The organism is Cobetia amphilecti, assembly GCF_020217465.1.
In the GTDB taxonomy this organism is placed as follows: Bacteria; Pseudomonadota; Gammaproteobacteria; order Pseudomonadales; family Halomonadaceae; genus Cobetia; species Cobetia amphilecti.
This window is the reverse complement of sequence record NZ_CP084115.1, coordinates 3,407,323-3,423,549: the sequence shown is the minus strand read 5'-3', so window position 1 is coordinate 3,423,549 and position 16,227 is coordinate 3,407,323. Positions and strand designations below refer to the sequence as shown.

Here is a 16,227-nt window from a genome sequence, read left to right as displayed (position 1 = left end):
ATTAGACTTTGCCGTAGAGACATCTGCGAAGTGCCCTACTAAGGAGGACAGGTTGAGCGATCAACCCACGCCATTAAGACCGGAGCCCGTTGGCGAGAGGGAAGGCGACCCCCTTCTCAATGCGCTGGTCTTCATGGCGCGTTACCACGGCAATCCCAGATCTGCAGCAGTGCTGGTCGATGGTCTTCCCATGGAGGAAGGCCGTCTTCCCCTGGCGCTTGTCAGTCGTGCCGCGGCACGTGCCAATCTGAGTGCCAAACTGGTCAACCAGCAGATCACGGCCATCAGCGACATGCTGATGCCGTGCATTCTGATACTCAAGGAAGAGCGTGCTGTCGTCTTGCTGGAGGTCGACAACGACGCAGGCAAGGCCAGGATTCATCAGCCTGAGGCCGATGGTGATGAGCTGGTCGACATCGAGTCTCTGGCTGAGCGTCATGATGGGCGTGTCGTCTATCTCAAGCAGGAGCACCGCTTTGATGAACGCGCACCGGAAACGCTCAAGCAGAGCGATGGCCATTGGTTCTGGTCAACGCTGAAGCTGTCGCGGCCGATCTATCGTGACGTGATTCTGGCGTCGATATTGATCAACCTGTTTGCCGTGGCATCGCCACTGTTCGTGATGAACGCCTATGACAAGGTCGTGCCCAACCTGGCCTTCAACACGCTGTGGGTCTTGGCGACGGGTATGGCGATCATCATGGTGTTCGACTTCGTGATGCGCCAGACACGCGCCTACTTCATGGACACGGCCGGCAAGAAGTCAGAGGTGTTGCTGACCTCGAAGCTCTTCTCCAAGACCATGAACCTGCGGATGGAAGCGCGTCCCGGCTCCGTCGGTGGCTATGTGAAGCACCTGCAGGAGTTCGATTCGATCCGCGAGTTCTTTACCTCCGCGACCCTGACCACCCTGGTCGATCTGCCGTTTGCCCTGCTGTTCCTGCTGGTGATCTGGATCGTGGCGGGGCCATTGGTTCTGGTGCCCTTCGCCGCGCTCGTGATCCTGCTTGTCTACAGTCTGGCGATCCAGAAACCGCTGCGCAGCAGTATCGAGCAGGGGTCGCGCCTGGCGACGGAACGCAATGCGCGCCTCGTCGAAGCCGTCTCCGGCCTCGAGAGCCTCAAGCTGGCCAATGCTCAGGGCGAAACCCAGCGTCGATATGAACGCGCCGTCGGGCAGATCGCGCATTGGGGGGTGAAAAGCCGCAACCTGACGACCTCTGTCAGCTCGTTGAGCATGTCGCTGACACAAGCCACCACGGTGGCGCTGGTCGTGTTCGGGGTCTATCTGATCGCGGATGCACGCCTGTCTGTCGGTGGCTTGATTGCCGCGGTCATGCTGTCCGGGCGTGCGTTGCAGCCGCTGGGGCAGTTGGCGTTGCTGATCACGCGCATCGGCCAGACTCGCAGTGCCATGAGTGCGCTTGAGCAGATCATGGCATTGCCGGAAGAGTCGGAAGATCGTCGTTACGTTCACCGCGAGCACCTGCAGATGCGCATCGAATTCGACCGCGTCGGCTTTGCCTATGCGCCGAATACGCCGCCTGCCGTGTCGGATATCTCATTGACCATCAATCCAGGTGAGAGGATCGCGATCATCGGGCGTATCGGTGCTGGCAAGAGTACCTTGCAGCGTCTTGTCTCTGGCCTGTATCGCGCCACGGCGGGCAGCGTTCGAATCGATGGACTGGATCTCAATCAGCTGCATCCCGCCGACGTACGTCGGCATATCGGTCATGCGGGCCAGGACAGTTCACTGTTCTTCGGCTCCATTCGCGACAACATCACCCTCGGCCAACCACACGCCAGTGATGTACAGGTCGACCTCGCGGCTGATGCCTCCGGTGTGACCGAATTCACTCGTCATCACCCTGAAGGACTGGACCGTCAGGTGGGTGAGGGTGGGCGCATGCTCTCCAGCGGTCAGCGTCAGACGGTCTTGCTGGCACGCGCACTCTTGATGCGTCCTCCGCTCTTGCTGCTCGATGAGCCCGGGTCGCACATGGATAACCGCGCCGAGCTGCGCCTGCGCAGAATGCTCAAGTCCCTGCCACGCAGCCAGACGCTGCTGCTGGTCACCCACAAGAGCAGCATGCTCGACGTGGTAGACCGCGTCATCGTCATGGAAGGAGGGCGCATCGTCGCCGATGGTCCCAAGCAGCAGGTGCTGAGCGCCCTGAATGAAGGCCGTGTCGCTGGGCGCAAGCAGGAGGTGAATCGTGGCTAAGGCACCGATTGAGCAGCGTGACCTTCACCATCTCGACGATGTCAGCTCGGCCGTGTTGCTGGCGACTCCCTGGAAGTCGCGCATCCTGATCTGGATGGTGCTCGCATTCGTGGTCATCTTCATCATCTGGGCCAGCCAGGCGAGTCTGGAGGTCGTCACGCGCGGGTCCGGCAAGGTCGTGCCCTCGACGCACTTGCAGGTCGTCCAGAACCTGGAAGGCGGTATCGTGCGCGAGATCTATATCAAGGAAGGTCAGGTCGTCTCGGCGGGGGAGCCACTGCTGCGCATCGATGACACCAGTGCAGGTTCCGATCTGCGCGAGCGTGTCTCGACCCTCGATGGCCTGCAGGCCACCATCATGCAGTACGACACCGAGCTTGATTCCATCGAGGTCAACGCCTCCGCGGATGCCTGGAAGGATCAGGTGAGCGTGAAGAATATCGAGTTGCCGTTCGACGAAGAATTCAAGGCGCGCAGTCCAGCTCTGGTGTCGCGTGCGATGACGGCATATCGCACGCATCTGAATCAGCTCAACAGTGGCCTCAATGGCGCGCGTGAACAGATTCTGCAGAAAGAACAGGAGTTGCGTGAGTTGAGATCGCGCATCAACAGTCTCGAGCGCAGCTATCAACTGTCACGTCGCGAGCTCGGCATGACGGCCCCGCTGGTGCGTGAAGGCGTGGTCTCTCAGGTGGACCTTCTCAAGATCCAGCGTGAGGTCAACGACCTGCGGGGTGATCTTGAGTCGGCGCGTCTGGCCGTGCCGGGCAAGCAATCGGAGCTGGATGAGGCCATCTCGAATCGGGTCGGCGTCGCGCAGGAATTCCGCTCACGTGCCGCGGAAGAGCTCGCCAAGACCCAGGCGGATCTGGGTCGCTTGCGTGAGGGGCGCACCAGTCTTCAGGACCGACTCGATCGTACTTTGGTGACCTCTCCGGTTCAGGGCGCCATCAAGACGCTGAATATCAATACCATAGGCGGCGTCATCGAGCCCGGGGAAGACCTGATGGAGATTGTTCCCATCGAGGATCAGCTGCTGGTTCAGGCGCGAGTCGCTCCCAAGGACATCGGCTTTCTGAGAATCGGACAGCCGGCCGTCGTCAAGTTATCTGCCTACGATTTCACCATCTACGGTGGATTGGAAGGCAAGGTCGATCAGATCAGTGCGGATACTGTGCAGGATGAAGAAGGCAACAGTTTCTACGAGATCAAGGTGCTGACGGAGCAGAACCACCTTGGAAGTGACTCGGATCCGCTCACGATCATCCCGGGCATGCAGGCCAGTGTCGATGTGATCACTGGCAATCAGACCGTACTGCAATATCTGATGAAGCCGATTCTGCGCGCCAGGCAAGGTGCCTTGCGTGAACGTTGATCAAGGATTTGATGGATTCGAGGGTAACTCATAATGAAAAAGACACTCTTGGCGTTGAGCATCGCCGCAGGGATGGGGTTTGGCGTTCAGGCTTCGGCTGCGACTCTTGAAGAGGCCGTATCCCGAGCGGTAATGGAAAACCCGCGCACGCGCGTTCAGGTTTCACGTCACATCCAGCGACTCGAAGAAGCGGAAACCCAGCGCGGGGCGTATCGCCCGACAGTGGATCTGACCGGTCGTCTGGGCTATGGCAAGTTCGACTCGGAAGATGACGGCGTCAATGACGATGACGACTGGCACGATTACACGCGCCTTGATCTGACCATCCGTCAGCTGCTCTGGGACGGCAACACGACAATCGAGCGCATTCGCCAGGCCGAGACAGAGGCGGACTACCAGCGCCTGCAGGTTGCGGCCGAGGCCAATGACATCGCGCTGGATACGGCCGGTGCCTATCTGCAGGTCATGCGTGATGAGCTGATTCTCAAGTACGCACAAGCCAATCTCGAGGCTCACCGTCGTATCTCGAATGATATCGGGCGGCGTGCGGAATCCGGCCTCGGTGCGCGCAGTGACGTGCGTCAGGTGGATGGTCGTCTGGCCAATGCCGAAGCCAGCGTGCTGTCATCGATCAACAATCTCGAGGATTCCCGCTCTGCCTATCTGCGTCTGGTGGGTGAGATGCCGTCGGACCTCAGCATGCCGGGCATCGACACCAGCCTGCTCAGCGAGGATGTCGAGAGCGCCTACGTGCAGGCCAATCAGCGCAACCCGCTGTTGGCGGCAGCGCGGGTCTCCATTGATGCTGCACGCCATGAAGTGAACGCCGAGAAGGGCGATAACTACCCCGAGTTCAGTCTCGAGGGCAATCGCACGCTGGACAATGATTATGACCAGGACAAGAGCAAGTCAGACGACTGGAGTGTCGAACTGGTCATGCGCTACAACCTGTATCGTGGTGGCCGTGATCAGTCCGAGATCCGCGGTCGTCAGGCAGCGCTGGAAGCGGTCGAGCACGACAATGATCGCGTGATGCGCGATGTGCGTGACGAGATTCGTCTGGCATGGAATGCCCGCGAGAACCTCAAGCGTCAGATCGATTACCTGGAAAGTTATGTGCGTGCCGCGACCGATACCCGCGAGAGTTATCGCAAGCAATTCGATATCGGGCGCCGCACATTGCTGGACCTTCTGGATAGCGAGAGTGAGCTGTTCACCTCTCAACAGAACCTGATTCGCGCCCGTTTTGATCTGGAAACCGCCAACTATCGCCTGCTGTCGGCGACCGGCGCTCTGCTGGATTCCATGAATGTTGCCGTCCCCGTCCAACAACAGGGCTAAGCCACCCACGGCGCTCCCGAACCCTGGGTGCGCCGTTGCCATGCTGATGGTTGATGAGGAAATCAGATGAGTCTTTCGCGCCGCCTGTTTACCTTGATGTTGCTGGTATTGTTGGGGTTCTCCCTCGGTATCTTCTTCATCCAGGTCAACAACACCCGTGATGCACTGGCCGAACGACAACGCGTCGAACTCTCGAATCTCGCCCAGAGCCTGAGTCTCGCGCTGGTGCCACATGTAGAGCTTGGCGATGCCGCCAGTGCCGAAGCCCTGATACGTGCCACGGTGGATGGTGGTCATGTGCGCGATGCCAGGCTGGAGAGCGTGGCCATCGCGACGCCTATCGCTTTCAATGTCGTGCGCGAGAGTCTGGCACCGCAGTGGTTTCGTGACCTGATTCCCATGCCGGTGGAATCGGCGAGCCGCGAGCTGCCGGGTGGCTGGGCGTCGCTGGGCACGATCAGCCTGACCGGCGAATCTGCCCAGGGCTATGACCAGCTCTGGCAGCTGGCCAAGCGTCTGGCGCTGTGGCTGTTGCTCGGCGGTCTGATCACGCTGCTGATTGCCTCATTGGTTATGCGTCGTCTGCTGCGCCCGCTGGAGCGTCTATCGTCTCGCCTCAATGAGATGGAGACGCAGCGCTTCGACGCGCCGCTGGAAGAGACCAGCGTGGCGGAGCTCAAGGGCATCACCTCGGCGGTCAATCGTCTTGGGCAGCGCCTGCAGACCCAGTTCGAGGCTCAGGCCGCGCAGTTGGCGCGTCTGCAGCGCCAGGCGGAAGAAGACTCGGTATCGGGGCTTGGCAATCGTGGCTATTTGAACCGAGCGGTCGATGAGTGGCTGAGCGAGCCGATGGGTGGCAGCTTCGCGCTGCTGCGCGTGTCGCATATCAAGGTGGTGTATCGCGAGCAGGGCTACAAGGGGCGTGACGCCCTGGTGAAAGCCATCGCGCGCAAGCTGGAAGATCGCGAACTGGCGGGTGAGGCGATCATTGCCGCGCGTCTGGCCAATAGTGATTTCGGCCTGTTGCTGCCTGAAACCGACGAGGCTCGGCTTCAGGAGTTTCTCACGCTATTGGCGGAGGACATCGACAATCTGCTGGATGCCAATCCGCTGGTGGATACTCCGCCGGAGAACTGTGCTCTTGGCGCCGTTCGGCGTGAGCCGGGCATGCAGCGCACCCAGATGTATGCCGTTGCAGATGCCACGCTTCGTCAGGCCATCGAGCAAGGGTCGGGCGTGGAACTGGCCCCTGCGGGTGGCCGTGCGCGTCCGCGAGGCGAGTGGCGCGAGATCATCGAAAAGGCCCTGGATTCCCCCAAGGGACTCGACTTCGTCGCTCAACCGGTGTTGCTCAACGATGGTGGCGAGCTCCACCGCGAGCTGTTTGCCCGTCTGCGCGATGGTGATGAATTGCATCGTGCGGGTGACTTCCTGCCGGTGATTCGCCATTTCCGCATGGGGGCGCAGTTCGATCTGCGCGCTCTGGAGTGGCTGGCCTCCTATATCGACCGGATTGAAGTGCCCAGACTGGCGCTCAACCTGACCGAAGAAACCTTCGACGATGAAGCCAGTTATATTGGTCTGCTCAACTGGTTGGCGGCGCATCCGCGCCTGTGCAAGCGTCTGGATATCGAGGTGTCCGAAAGCATCGCTCTCAGGCATCAGGAGCGTATCAAGATGCTGTTCCGGCATGCTCGTCGTCTGGGGGCGCGGGGCGGCATCGACCGCTTCGCCCGAGAGCTGAAGGAGCTCAGCTATCTGTCGGCACTGCGGCCTGATTACGTCAAGATCGACCAGGCGTTCTTCAAGCGCGAAGATGTCGACACCGAGCTGTTGCAGAGTCTGTGCATGACCGCGCATCAGGTCGAGTCGCAGGTCATCGTGACCCGCGTCGAGTCCGAGGCGGATCAGGAGCGGGCGATGTCGCTGGGCGCAGATGGCTATCAGGGCTTCGTGTCACCGGCAGTCGATGTCATGGCAAGGTTCGCCAATCCAGCAGAAGATATGCCTCGCTAAGTGACATTCAGGGTGCCTCGACATGAATCATCGCCGCTGGTGGGAGGGTCTTGCGGTCGGGGTGCTGCTGGCGTTGTCGCTCGGTGCGGGTCTGGCACAGGCGGTGGATTCCCGCCAGTTCATCCAGATCTACGGGACAGGTGGCTGGAATCGTGTGCAGCAATGGCAGCAACTGTTGCAGCGGCTGGAGGGCGCGCCGATCAGGCGTCAGTTGAGCGAAGTGAACGATTTCTTCAATCGTCTCAACTTCACCGATGACCTCAGCGTCTGGGGAGCGACTGATTACTGGGCGACGCCGCAGGAGTTTCTGGGGGCAGGGGCTGGTGATTGCGACGACTTCGCCATGGCCAAGTACCTGACCCTGCGCGAGCTTGGCGTACCGGAAGACCGCCTGCGTCTGCACTACGTCAAGGCGCTCAGCCTCAACCAGTTCCACATGGTCGTGACCTATCAGGGGGCCAATACGCGCAATCCTGATGTACTGGACAACCTGAACAGTTCCATCCTGCCGGCCAGTGAGCGCACGGACCTGCTGCCTATCTACAGTTTCAATGGCAGTGCGCTGTGGATGAGCAAACGTCTGGAAGGGGGCAAGCGCATCAGCGACAGCCGAGGCCTTTCAAGTCTGTCTGATTGGCAGAAGCGCCGCGCACAAGGGGTGCTGAGAGTGCCGCGTCACAAACGGCCATGAGCCTGGCGGCGAAAGCCCCCTCGAGGAATGGCGATTGAGCTCTGCCAAGCACTGCTAAGCACTACAGCACGACAAGACACCCCGTGACCTTCCGGTCGCGGGGTGTCTTGTCATTCGGGCGTTGCAGGCCAGAGCCCTCGTCAGGCTTCCCCATGCAGATTGCGGGGCGCGCATTAGCGGGGCGTATTGCCGCGCAGGTGCAGGATCTCGAGCAGATTGCCGTAGCGATGGCGACTCGGCATCGTGGCCAGCCCCGAAAACAGCAGCCAGAACATGCGCCGGCCACGTGTCAGACGATGCGTATGCTGCAGCAGGCGTGACAGTAGCTGGCTGTCATCGAAGCCCTTGAAGTTGGGCGTCATGCTGACCTGTTCTCGCACCAGTACCGGGGCCATCTCCAGCCGATAGAGCTTTTCCAGTTCCTGGAAGCTCAGCCCCTGGGCCTCGACGACTTCTGCCATGTGCTGATACTCGGCTTCACGTGGGTCGCGCTCCAGCCACAGTGGAGACAGCGCCAGCCAGATGTCCTGTCGGCGCTCGAGCAGGGCGGCCACATCGGGGGCGAGGTGAGCGTTCTGATCGTTCATGAAAACATCCTGGGCAGAGCCTGTCGGACAGTGCGGCTGGCAACCAGCGGCGAATGCAGGACGGCAGTGGAATGGCAGTGTGCGAAAAGGCCTACATGATACGGCAGCCGCCGCGGCTGGCTCCAGTGATATGCAGGCAGATGGCGGATCATGACGGCAGGGCGGACAGCGTCGCCGACAGCCGCTAGAATAGCGCCCATGAGCTGGCACTGAGCCTGCTTTACGGGATTCGAACGCCCTATTTCACGATACGCTTCACCACCCAAGGACGGCCATTGCCTGCTGTCAGCGTGAAGCGAGTATCGCATCGGCGGGTACACGCCGGGCCAACAGCAAACGAGGTTCTTTACGTGATCATCAAACCCAAGGTTCGTGGCTTCATCTGCACCACCACACATCCCAAGGGCTGCGAGCAGAATGTCGCCGAGCAGATCGCCATCACCCGCAAGACAGTCGGTGACAAGCGTGACGGTGGTCCGAAGAAGGTGCTGGTGATCGGTTCTTCCAGCGGCTATGGCCTCGCGGCACGTATCACGGCAGCCTTCGGTTATGGCGCCGATACCCTGGGCGTGTTCTTCGAGAAGCCGGGCACCGAGAAGAAGGCCGGCACCGCAGGCTGGTACAACTCTGCCGCCTTCGACAAGTTCGCCAAGCAGGAAGGCCTCTACAGCCAGGCCATCAACGGCGATGCCTTCTCGCATGAGACACGCGCCAAGGCCATCGAGCTGATCAAGGCCAACATGGGCGAAGTCGACCTCGTCGTCTACTCTCTGGCCTCTCCGGTGCGCAAGCTGCCGGACAGCGGTGAAGTGAAGCGCTCCGTGCTCAAGCCAATCGGCGAGACCTACCGCGCGACTGCCATCGACACCAACAAGGACACCATCATCGAAGCGGAGGTCGAGCCGGCCACCGAGCAGGAAATCGAAGATACCGTCACCGTGATGGGTGGTCAGGATTGGGAGCTGTGGATGCAGGCGCTGGACGACGCCGGCGTGCTGGCTGAGGGCGCCCGCTCCGTCGCCTTCAGCTACATCGGTACCGAGATCACCTGGCCGATCTACTGGCACGGTGCGCTGGGTCGCGCCAAGGAAGATCTGGACCGCGCCGCTGGCAGCATCCACGAGAAGCTGTCCGCCAAGGGTGGTCGTGCCCACGTGGCCGTGCTCAAGTCCGTGGTCACCCAGGCCAGCGCCGCGATCCCGGTCATGCCGCTCTACATCTCCATGGTCTACAAGATCATGAAGGAGAAGGGCCTGCACGAAGGCACCATCGAGCAGCTCAACCGCTTCTACGCCGAGCGCTTCTACGGCGAAGGCGAGATCGCCACCGACGAGTCCGGCCGTCTGCGTCTCGACGACTGGGAGCTGAAGGACGACGTCCAGCAGGCCTGTCAGGAACTGTGGCCGCAGGTCACCAGCGACAACCTGTTCGACATCACCGACTACGCCAGCTACAAGCAGGAATTCTTGAAGCTGTTCGGCTTCACCCGTGACGACGTCGACTACGATGCCGATGTCGCCACCGATGTCGAGTTCGATGTCGTTCAGATGTAAGGGCGCCTCAATATAAGCGCGCCTCGGCATAAGCGCAGAGGTCTTGGCAGCTCGCTGAGCGCTGCCCACTGAGACCTGAGCGCTGCCCGCTGAGCACTGACAGCTGAGCACTGACAGCTGAGCACTGACGACGCCATCCTTCGGGGTGGCGTCGTCGTGAGTGGTGGCCTCATCTCGAGCGTCATGCTAGTCCGGGCCAGGCACAAGTGCCAGAGGCATGGCACAATATGGCGCCACCCTCACGCGACGGACCCCGACTCACACTCATGCCCGTGGATTCACTGGTTTCCCCCCAGGCCCAGCAGCGCCAGATAGGCTTCGTGCTGCTGCCCGGCTTCTCGTTGTTGTCCCAGGCCTGTGCGCTGGAGCCACTGCAGGTGGCCAACCAGCTCGCGGGGCAGACACTCTATCGGGCCGTCACCTTCGCGCTTGACGGGCGTGGCGTGGCATCCGCGGCGGGCTTGAGTCTCTCGCCGGACAGTCTGGTCGCCAGTGATTCGCGCCATCTGGATGCCCTGTTCGTGTGCGGTGCTCAGCCGGCGGGCGAGGCGGGCCTGCAGGAGGTAGCCTCGAATCCCGCGCTGCTGGCCTGGCTCAAGCGTCTGGCCGAACGTGGCGTGATGCTGGGCGGCATCTCCACCGGCACTCGTGAGCTGGCTCGCGCCGGGTTACTCGATGGCTATCGTGCGACGATCCACTGGCAGCGCGCCGAATCCTTCCGCCGCGACTTCCCGCAGGTCAACGTCTCCCATCAGCTTTATGAGCTGGATCGTGATCGTGTCACCTGCGGCGGTGGCACCGCGGCGATGGACATGATGATGACGCTGATCGCCCAGCAGCATGGTCGCGCGCTGGCCGAGAAGGTCTCCGAGCACTTCGTCTGCGAGCGCATCCGGCTGGCGGACGAGCCGCAGCACGTGCCGCTCAAGAACCGTTTCGCCCATGCGCCCCAGCCGCTGGTGGAGGCCGTGACGCTGATGGAGGCCAATATCGAGGAGCCGCTCTCCACCCACGAGATCGGCGAGCACCTCGGCATCTCGCGGCGTCAGCTGGAGCGGCTGTTCAAGAAGCATCTGCAGGCGGTGCCCAGCCGCTACTATCTGGATCTGCGTCTGGCGCGCTCGCGCCAGCTGCTGCGCGAGAGCGATCAGCCGATCGGCGAGATCGCGCTGGCCACCGGCTTTTCCAGCGCCGCTCACTTCTCCACGGCGTTTCGCAACCATTTCGGGCGCAGCCCCCGCGACGAACGTCTCATGTTGCAGGCCTGACACCTTCCCTGGATGACAAAAGTCGCCTCCTGACATAAGTCGTCGTCCTTTCGCTGAAAGTCTTTGTCATCTCGCCTCCCTATACTCGAGTGTCATGACCCGTGGCTTGCCGATCATCGGCCGGCCATGCCAAGACCCCGCGATGAGGAAGAGACGATGACCCAGCTGACCCGTGCCGATTTCGACCATGCCATGGTGCCCAACTACGCACCCCAGGCTGCCATTCCGGTACGCGGCGAGGGTAGCCGTCTGTGGGATCAGGAAGGTCGCGAGTACATCGACTTCGCCGGTGGCATCGCCGTCACCTCGCTGGGCCACTGCCATCCGGCGCTGGTCAAGGCGCTCAAGGACCAGGCCGACAAGGTCTGGCACCTGTCCAACGTCTACACCAACGAGCCGGCACTGGCGCTGGCCAAGGCGCTGACCGAGCGCACCTTCGCCGACAAGGTCTACTTCTGCTCCTCCGGTGGTGAGGCCAACGAGGCCGCGCTCAAGCTGGCGCGTCGTTTCGCCCACGACACCCATGGCGAGAAGAAGGACAAGATCATCTCCTTCCGTCAGTCCTTCCATGGCCGCACCTTCTTCACCGTCAGCGTCGGTGGCCAGCCCAAGTATTCCCAGGGCTTCGGGCCGATTCCGGGCGGTATCCAGCACGCCGAATTCAACAATCTCGACTCCGTGCGCGAGCTGATGGGCGATGACACCTGCGCGATCATCGTCGAGCCGCTGCAGGGCGAGGGCGGCATCATTCCGGGCGAGCAGGCATTCCTCGAAGGACTGCGTGAGCTGTGCGACCAGCACGATGCGCTGCTGATCTTCGATGAAGTCCAGAGCGGTGCCGGGCGTACCGGTCACCTGTACGCCTACCAGCACTTCGGTGTGGTGCCGGACATCCTGACCACCGCCAAGGGCATCGGCGGCGGCTTCCCGCTGGGCGCCATGCTGACCACCGATCGCATCGCACCGGCCATGGCCATCGGCACTCACGGTTCCACCTACGGCGGCAACCCGCTGGCGTGTGCCGTGGGTCTGGCGGCGCTCGAGACCATCGACACCCCGGAAACCCTCGACGGTGTCGCGCACCGCCACCAGCTGCTGCGCAACGGCCTGGAAGGCATCGCCAAGCGTCACGGTGTCTTCAAGGAAGTGCGTGGCATGGGCCTGTTGATCGGTGCCCAGATGGCGCCGGACTACGCGGGGCGTGCCAAGGACATTCTCAACCTGGCGATGGAAGAAGGCCTGATGGTGCTGATCGCCGGTCCTGACGTGCTGCGTCTGGCGCCGTCGCTGGTGATCAGCGAAGAGGAGATCCAGAGTGGTCTCGACAAGCTCGACCGCGCCGTGGCGAATTTCGTCGCCGCCTCTGCATCTGCATGAGCAGCGCCATGAGCAGTGCCCCGATGCTGGTGGTGCGGCCTGCCGAAAGCCGCGATCTGCTCGCCCTCGAGCGGCTCGCGGCCACGGCCACGCCTCGCCTGACCAATCTGCCGGCACATCGTGACCGCCTCGAGGAGCGCATTCTGCGCTCCCAGCGCAGTCTGCGAGCCGAGATCGACTTCCCGGGCGACGAGATCTACTGCTTCGTGCTGGAAGATCTCGACACCGGCGAAGTGGTCGGTACCGCCTCGCTGCGCGCCGAGGCTGGCGCGCGCGAGGCCTACTACACCTATCGTCAGGAAACGCTGATCCACGCCTCGCAGCAGCTCAACGTGCGCCACGAAGTGCAGACGCTGTCGCTGTCGCATGAGGTGTCGGATGCCACGCTGCTGTGCGCGCTGTCGCTGGATGCCCGCTACCGCGAGACGGATGCGGACAGCCTGCTGCGCCGCGCACGCCTGATGTTCATCGCCCAGTACCCGGAACGCTTCGCCACCGAACTGGCGGTGGCCTTCCCGGGCTATCTGGAAACGCGCGACGAGCGTCAGGTCAGCCCGTTCTGGGACAGCGTCGGTCAGCACTTCTTTGATCGTGATTTCAATGAAATCAATCAGATGGCGGGGGTGCGTTCCAAGAGCTTCATCGCCGAGGTCATGCCGCCGTTCCCGCTCTATCTGCCGCTGCTCACCCCCCAGGCGCGTGCCGCCATCGGGCGTGAGAATCCGCACCATGAGTACGCCATGCAGGAGATGCTCGCCGAGGGCTTCTCGCGCTCGCGTCATGTCGACATCTTCGATGCCGGCCCCTTGCTGCTGGCGGAGTGCGAGCGTCTGCACACCTTCAAGCAGTGCGGTTGGCATCCGGTGCGTATCCGACCGCAGGAAAGCCTGCCGGATGCGGTGCCGGCGATGGTGGCCAACCAGCGTCTCGGCGATTTCCGCTGCGTGCTGGCGCGCTATGCCCTGACGCCGACCGGCCAGCTGATGCTGACGCCGCAGCAGGCCGAAGTGCTGGGCGTGGAAGAGGGGCGTGCGGTGCTTGCCGTGCCGATGCCATTGCCGACGATGGATGAGGGAGAGTTGTAATGCGCATTCGTCCTATCGCTCGACACGATATCGAAGGCCTCAAGGTACTGGCGCGGGAAACCGGTGTCGGCTTCACCTCGCTGCCGGACAATCATGAGTTTCTCAGCGCCAAGATAGAGCGCACCCTGGCCGCCTTCGAGGGCCGCGAACCCAGCGATGATCGCCTGTACTTCTTCGTGCTCGAGGATGATCGCGATGGCAGCATCGCGGGCTGCTGTGCCATCGAGGCCTGCGTGGGCACCGATGCGCCGTTCTATCACTATCGCCTCGGTTCGCTGGCGCATTCCTCGGTGCAGCTCGATCTGCATCGCACCCTGGATACGCTGACGCTGTGCTCCGACCACACCGGTGATGCCGAGGTCTGCTCGCTGTTCCTGCGTGAGGGCTGGCGCAAGGACCGCAACGGCGCGCTGCTCTCCAGGGTGCGCTGGCTGTTCATGGCCCAGTTCCGCGCGGCCTTCCCCGACAAGGTGCTGGCCGAGATGCGCGGTGTCTTCACGCCCGAAGGGCGCAGCCCGTTCTGGGAGTGTCTGGGCAGCCACTTCTTCCCGATGGACTTCAATGAGGCCGACCGCCTCACCGGGATGGGCCAGAAGAGCTTCATCGGCGAGCTGATGCCCAAGTTCCCGATCTATACGCCGTTTCTCTCCGAGCCCGCGCGGGCCGCCATCGGGCAGGTACATGAGCACACCCGTCCGGCGGTGGCGATGCTCAAGAAGGAAGGGTTGCGCTGGGAAGGCTACGTCGACATCTTCGATGGCGGCCCGACAGTCGAGGCCTATATCGATGATGTGCGCGCCGTGCGTGACAGCCAGCTGGCGAGTGTCGAGGTCATCGCGTCTGATGCCCCGGCCTGCGAGCGTCCCGCCGTGATGGCCGCCACCACCGGCATGGCCGACTTCCGTGCCAGCTGGATCAGCCACGACGTCACCCGGGACGACTCCGGCGCCTGCCATGTGCGCCTCCACCGTGATGAGGCCGAACGCCTCGGCGTCACCGGCGGTGACACGCTGCGCGTGCTGGCCGGCTGAAGCGTCCGCCACGGGCATCCGCTTCTTCGCGCCATCTCGCAGGCGCACACCGCCTTGCGTCCTTTTGCCATCAGCGGGGCAGATCGCCAACTGCCCCGTTACTCCTTGTTCAGCGTCGCTCGCGCGGCGCGCCCTTTCGATGAGGCATGCCATGACCACTACGAATTCGACTCCCGCCACACTCAACGTGCGTCAACAGCTCTTCATCGACGGCGCGTGGCAAGCGGGTGAGGCCGCATCCTTCACCAAGACCGACCCCGTCTCCCACGCATGTCTGTGGCAGGGCGCCGCTGCCACTGCCGAGCAGGTCGAGCAGGCCGTCGCGGCAGCGCGTCAGGCATTCCCGGCCTGGGCGCGCCTGGGCTTCGAGGCGCGTCTGGCGGTGGTGGAGCGCTTCCGCGATCAGCTGGAGCAGCATCGCGAAGCGCTGGCGGTCAGCATCGCCAGCGAAACCGGCAAGCCGCTGTGGGAAGCGCGCACCGAGGTCGGCGCGATGATCGGCAAGATCGCGATCTCGGTGAAGGCCTATCATGAGCGCACCGGCGAGCGTGCCAAGGATGTCGCGGGCACCCAGGCAGTCCTGCGCCACCGCCCGCACGGCGTGATGGCGGTCTTCGGCCCCTACAACTTCCCGGGCCATCTGCCCAACGGCCACATGGTACCGGCGCTGCTGGCGGGCAATGCCTGCGTGTTCAAGCCCTCCGAGCTGACCCCGGCCACCGCCGATCTCACCCTGCAGTGCTGGGAGGCCGCGGGCCTGCCGGCCGGCGTGATCAATCTGGTGCAGGGCGCGGCGGAAGTCGGCCAGGCCCTGTCCCAGTCCGAAGGCATCGATGGGCTGCTGTTCACCGGCAGTGCCAAGGTCGGCAAGCTGCTGCACCGTCAGTTCGCCGGTCAGGTCGGCAAGCTGCTGGCGCTGGAACTGGGCGGCAACAACCCGCTGGTGGTGCGCGATGTGCAGGATGAAACCGCCGCGGTGCTGGCGATCATCCAGTCGGCCTTCGCCTCGGGCGGTCAGCGCTGTACCTGTGCGCGGCGCCTGATCGTGCCGCAGGGCGAGGTCGGTGATCGTCTGATCGAGACGCTGGCCACGGCGCTGCGCGAGCTGCGGGTGGCGGGGCAGTTCGCGCAGGACGCCCCCTTCTATGGTGGCCTGGCAAGCGTCGCCGCGGCCGAGGGGCTGCTCAAGGCGCAGGACGATCTCGAAGCGCTGGGCGGCAACGTCATCGTGCGCATGCAGCAGGTGGAAGAGGGCACCAGTCTGCTCAGCCCGGCGCTGATCGATGTCACTGGCCTTGCGCTCGAGGACGAGGAATTCTTCGGCCCGCTGCTCAAGATCCACCGCTACGCCGATTGGGACGACGCCATCGCGCTGGCCAATGACACCCGCTACGGCCTCTCGGCCGGACTGATCGGTGGCGCTCGTGCTGACTGGGACGACTTCCTGCTGCGCATTCGCGCAGGCATCGTCAACTGGAATCGCCAGACCACCGGCGCCTCCGGCGATGCGCCCTTCGGTGGCATCGGCGACAGCGGCAACCATCGCCCCAGCGCCTACTATGCCGCCGACTATGTCAGCTATCCGGTCGCCTCGATGGAAGCCGAGGAGCTGGCGCTGCCCGCGAACCTGCCGGCCGGTATCCGTCTGTAAGGCCGTCCGTTCGGGCACCGCTGCC

The 16,227-nt window shown here is 62.9% G+C and carries 12 protein-coding genes; 11 read left to right on the top strand and 1 reads right to left on the bottom strand.

Annotated features, from left to right (window positions below):
- Window positions 1–52: 52 nt before the first annotated feature.
- The 5 genes from LCW13_RS14360 (at window position 53) to LCW13_RS14340 (ending at window position 7,650) form a co-directional block, all read left to right on the top strand.
- Complete coding sequence (locus LCW13_RS14360; protein ID WP_225347256.1) at window positions 53–2,227, top strand: type I secretion system permease/ATPase; 2,175 nt, start codon at window positions 53–55, stop codon at window positions 2,225–2,227.
- Window positions 2,220–3,602 carry an HlyD family type I secretion periplasmic adaptor subunit gene (locus LCW13_RS14355; protein WP_153636505.1) on the top strand — a complete coding sequence of 461 codons (1,383 nt, stop codon included), beginning with the start codon at window positions 2,220–2,222 and terminating at the stop codon, window positions 3,600–3,602. Before LCW13_RS14360 ends, LCW13_RS14355 begins: the two co-directional genes overlap by 8 nt.
- Before the next feature lie 33 nt (window positions 3,603–3,635).
- Window positions 3,636–4,943, top strand: coding sequence for a TolC family outer membrane protein (locus LCW13_RS14350; protein WP_082388386.1), 1,308 nt, complete (start codon window positions 3,636–3,638; stop codon window positions 4,941–4,943).
- A gap of 66 nt (window positions 4,944–5,009) precedes the next feature.
- On the top strand, window positions 5,010–6,959 hold the full coding sequence (locus LCW13_RS14345) for a bifunctional diguanylate cyclase/phosphodiesterase (protein ID WP_225347255.1): 1,950 nt from the start codon (window positions 5,010–5,012) through the stop codon (window positions 6,957–6,959).
- A gap of 22 nt (window positions 6,960–6,981) precedes the next feature.
- Window positions 6,982–7,650, top strand: coding sequence for a transglutaminase-like cysteine peptidase (locus tag LCW13_RS14340; RefSeq protein WP_213114967.1), 669 nt, complete (start codon window positions 6,982–6,984; stop codon window positions 7,648–7,650).
- A gap of 173 nt (window positions 7,651–7,823) precedes the next feature.
- Here the strand turns inward: LCW13_RS14340 and LCW13_RS14335 are convergent, their stop codons facing one another.
- On the bottom strand, window positions 7,824–8,237 hold the full coding sequence (locus tag LCW13_RS14335) for a DUF7079 family protein (RefSeq protein WP_166020033.1): 414 nt from the start codon (window positions 8,235–8,237) through the stop codon (window positions 7,824–7,826).
- Window positions 8,238–8,587: 350 nt separating this feature from the next.
- Here LCW13_RS14335 and fabV point away from each other — a divergent pair, with 350 nt between their 5' ends.
- From fabV to astD, 6 genes are all read left to right on the top strand, one after another.
- The gene (fabV, locus tag LCW13_RS14330) at window positions 8,588–9,790 is read left to right on the top strand and encodes an enoyl-ACP reductase FabV (RefSeq protein WP_043334421.1); all 1,203 of its coding nucleotides are present in this window, start codon (window positions 8,588–8,590) and stop codon (window positions 9,788–9,790) included.
- A gap of 266 nt (window positions 9,791–10,056) precedes the next feature.
- Window positions 10,057–11,058 carry a GlxA family transcriptional regulator gene (locus LCW13_RS14325; protein ID WP_200906740.1) on the top strand — a complete coding sequence of 334 codons (1,002 nt, stop codon included), beginning with the start codon at window positions 10,057–10,059 and terminating at the stop codon, window positions 11,056–11,058.
- A gap of 156 nt (window positions 11,059–11,214) precedes the next feature.
- Entirely contained in the window at window positions 11,215–12,435 is a 1,221-nt protein-coding gene (locus LCW13_RS14320) for an aspartate aminotransferase family protein (RefSeq protein ID WP_043334420.1), read from the top strand.
- 23 nt (window positions 12,436–12,458) lie between these two features.
- Complete coding sequence (locus LCW13_RS14315) at window positions 12,459–13,520, top strand: arginine N-succinyltransferase (RefSeq protein WP_225348170.1); 1,062 nt, start codon at window positions 12,459–12,461, stop codon at window positions 13,518–13,520.
- Complete coding sequence (gene astA / locus LCW13_RS14310) at window positions 13,520–14,551, top strand: arginine N-succinyltransferase (protein WP_225347254.1); 1,032 nt, start codon at window positions 13,520–13,522, stop codon at window positions 14,549–14,551. The genes LCW13_RS14315 and astA overlap by 1 nt, the downstream gene beginning before the upstream one ends.
- 151 nt (window positions 14,552–14,702) lie before the next feature.
- Window positions 14,703–16,202: a succinylglutamate-semialdehyde dehydrogenase gene (astD, locus tag LCW13_RS14305; protein WP_225347253.1), complete on the top strand. Its 1,500-nt coding sequence runs from the start codon at window positions 14,703–14,705 to the stop codon at window positions 16,200–16,202.
- Window positions 16,203–16,227 lie beyond the last annotated feature (25 nt).

Bases quoted from the DNA above. Each gene is read 5' to 3' on its own strand.
- LCW13_RS14345 (WP_225347255.1), top strand. From the start codon at position 5,010: ATGAGTCTTTCGCGCCGCCTGTTTACCTTGATGTTGCTGGTATTGTTG.
- LCW13_RS14335 (WP_166020033.1), bottom strand. From the start codon at position 8,237: ATGAACGATCAGAACGCTCACCTCGCCCCCGATGTGGCCGCCCTGCTC.
- LCW13_RS14315 (WP_225348170.1), top strand. From the start codon at position 12,459: ATGCTGGTGGTGCGGCCTGCCGAAAGCCGCGATCTGCTCGCCCTCGAG.
- LCW13_RS14340 (WP_213114967.1), top strand. From the start codon at position 6,982: ATGAATCATCGCCGCTGGTGGGAGGGTCTTGCGGTCGGGGTGCTGCTG.
- LCW13_RS14350 (WP_082388386.1), top strand. From the start codon at position 3,636: ATGAAAAAGACACTCTTGGCGTTGAGCATCGCCGCAGGGATGGGGTTT.
- astA (WP_225347254.1), top strand. From the start codon at position 13,520: ATGCGCATTCGTCCTATCGCTCGACACGATATCGAAGGCCTCAAGGTA.
- LCW13_RS14325 (WP_200906740.1), top strand. From the start codon at position 10,057: ATGCCCGTGGATTCACTGGTTTCCCCCCAGGCCCAGCAGCGCCAGATA.
- LCW13_RS14320 (WP_043334420.1), top strand. From the start codon at position 11,215: ATGACCCAGCTGACCCGTGCCGATTTCGACCATGCCATGGTGCCCAAC.
- astD (WP_225347253.1), top strand. From the start codon at position 14,703: ATGACCACTACGAATTCGACTCCCGCCACACTCAACGTGCGTCAACAG.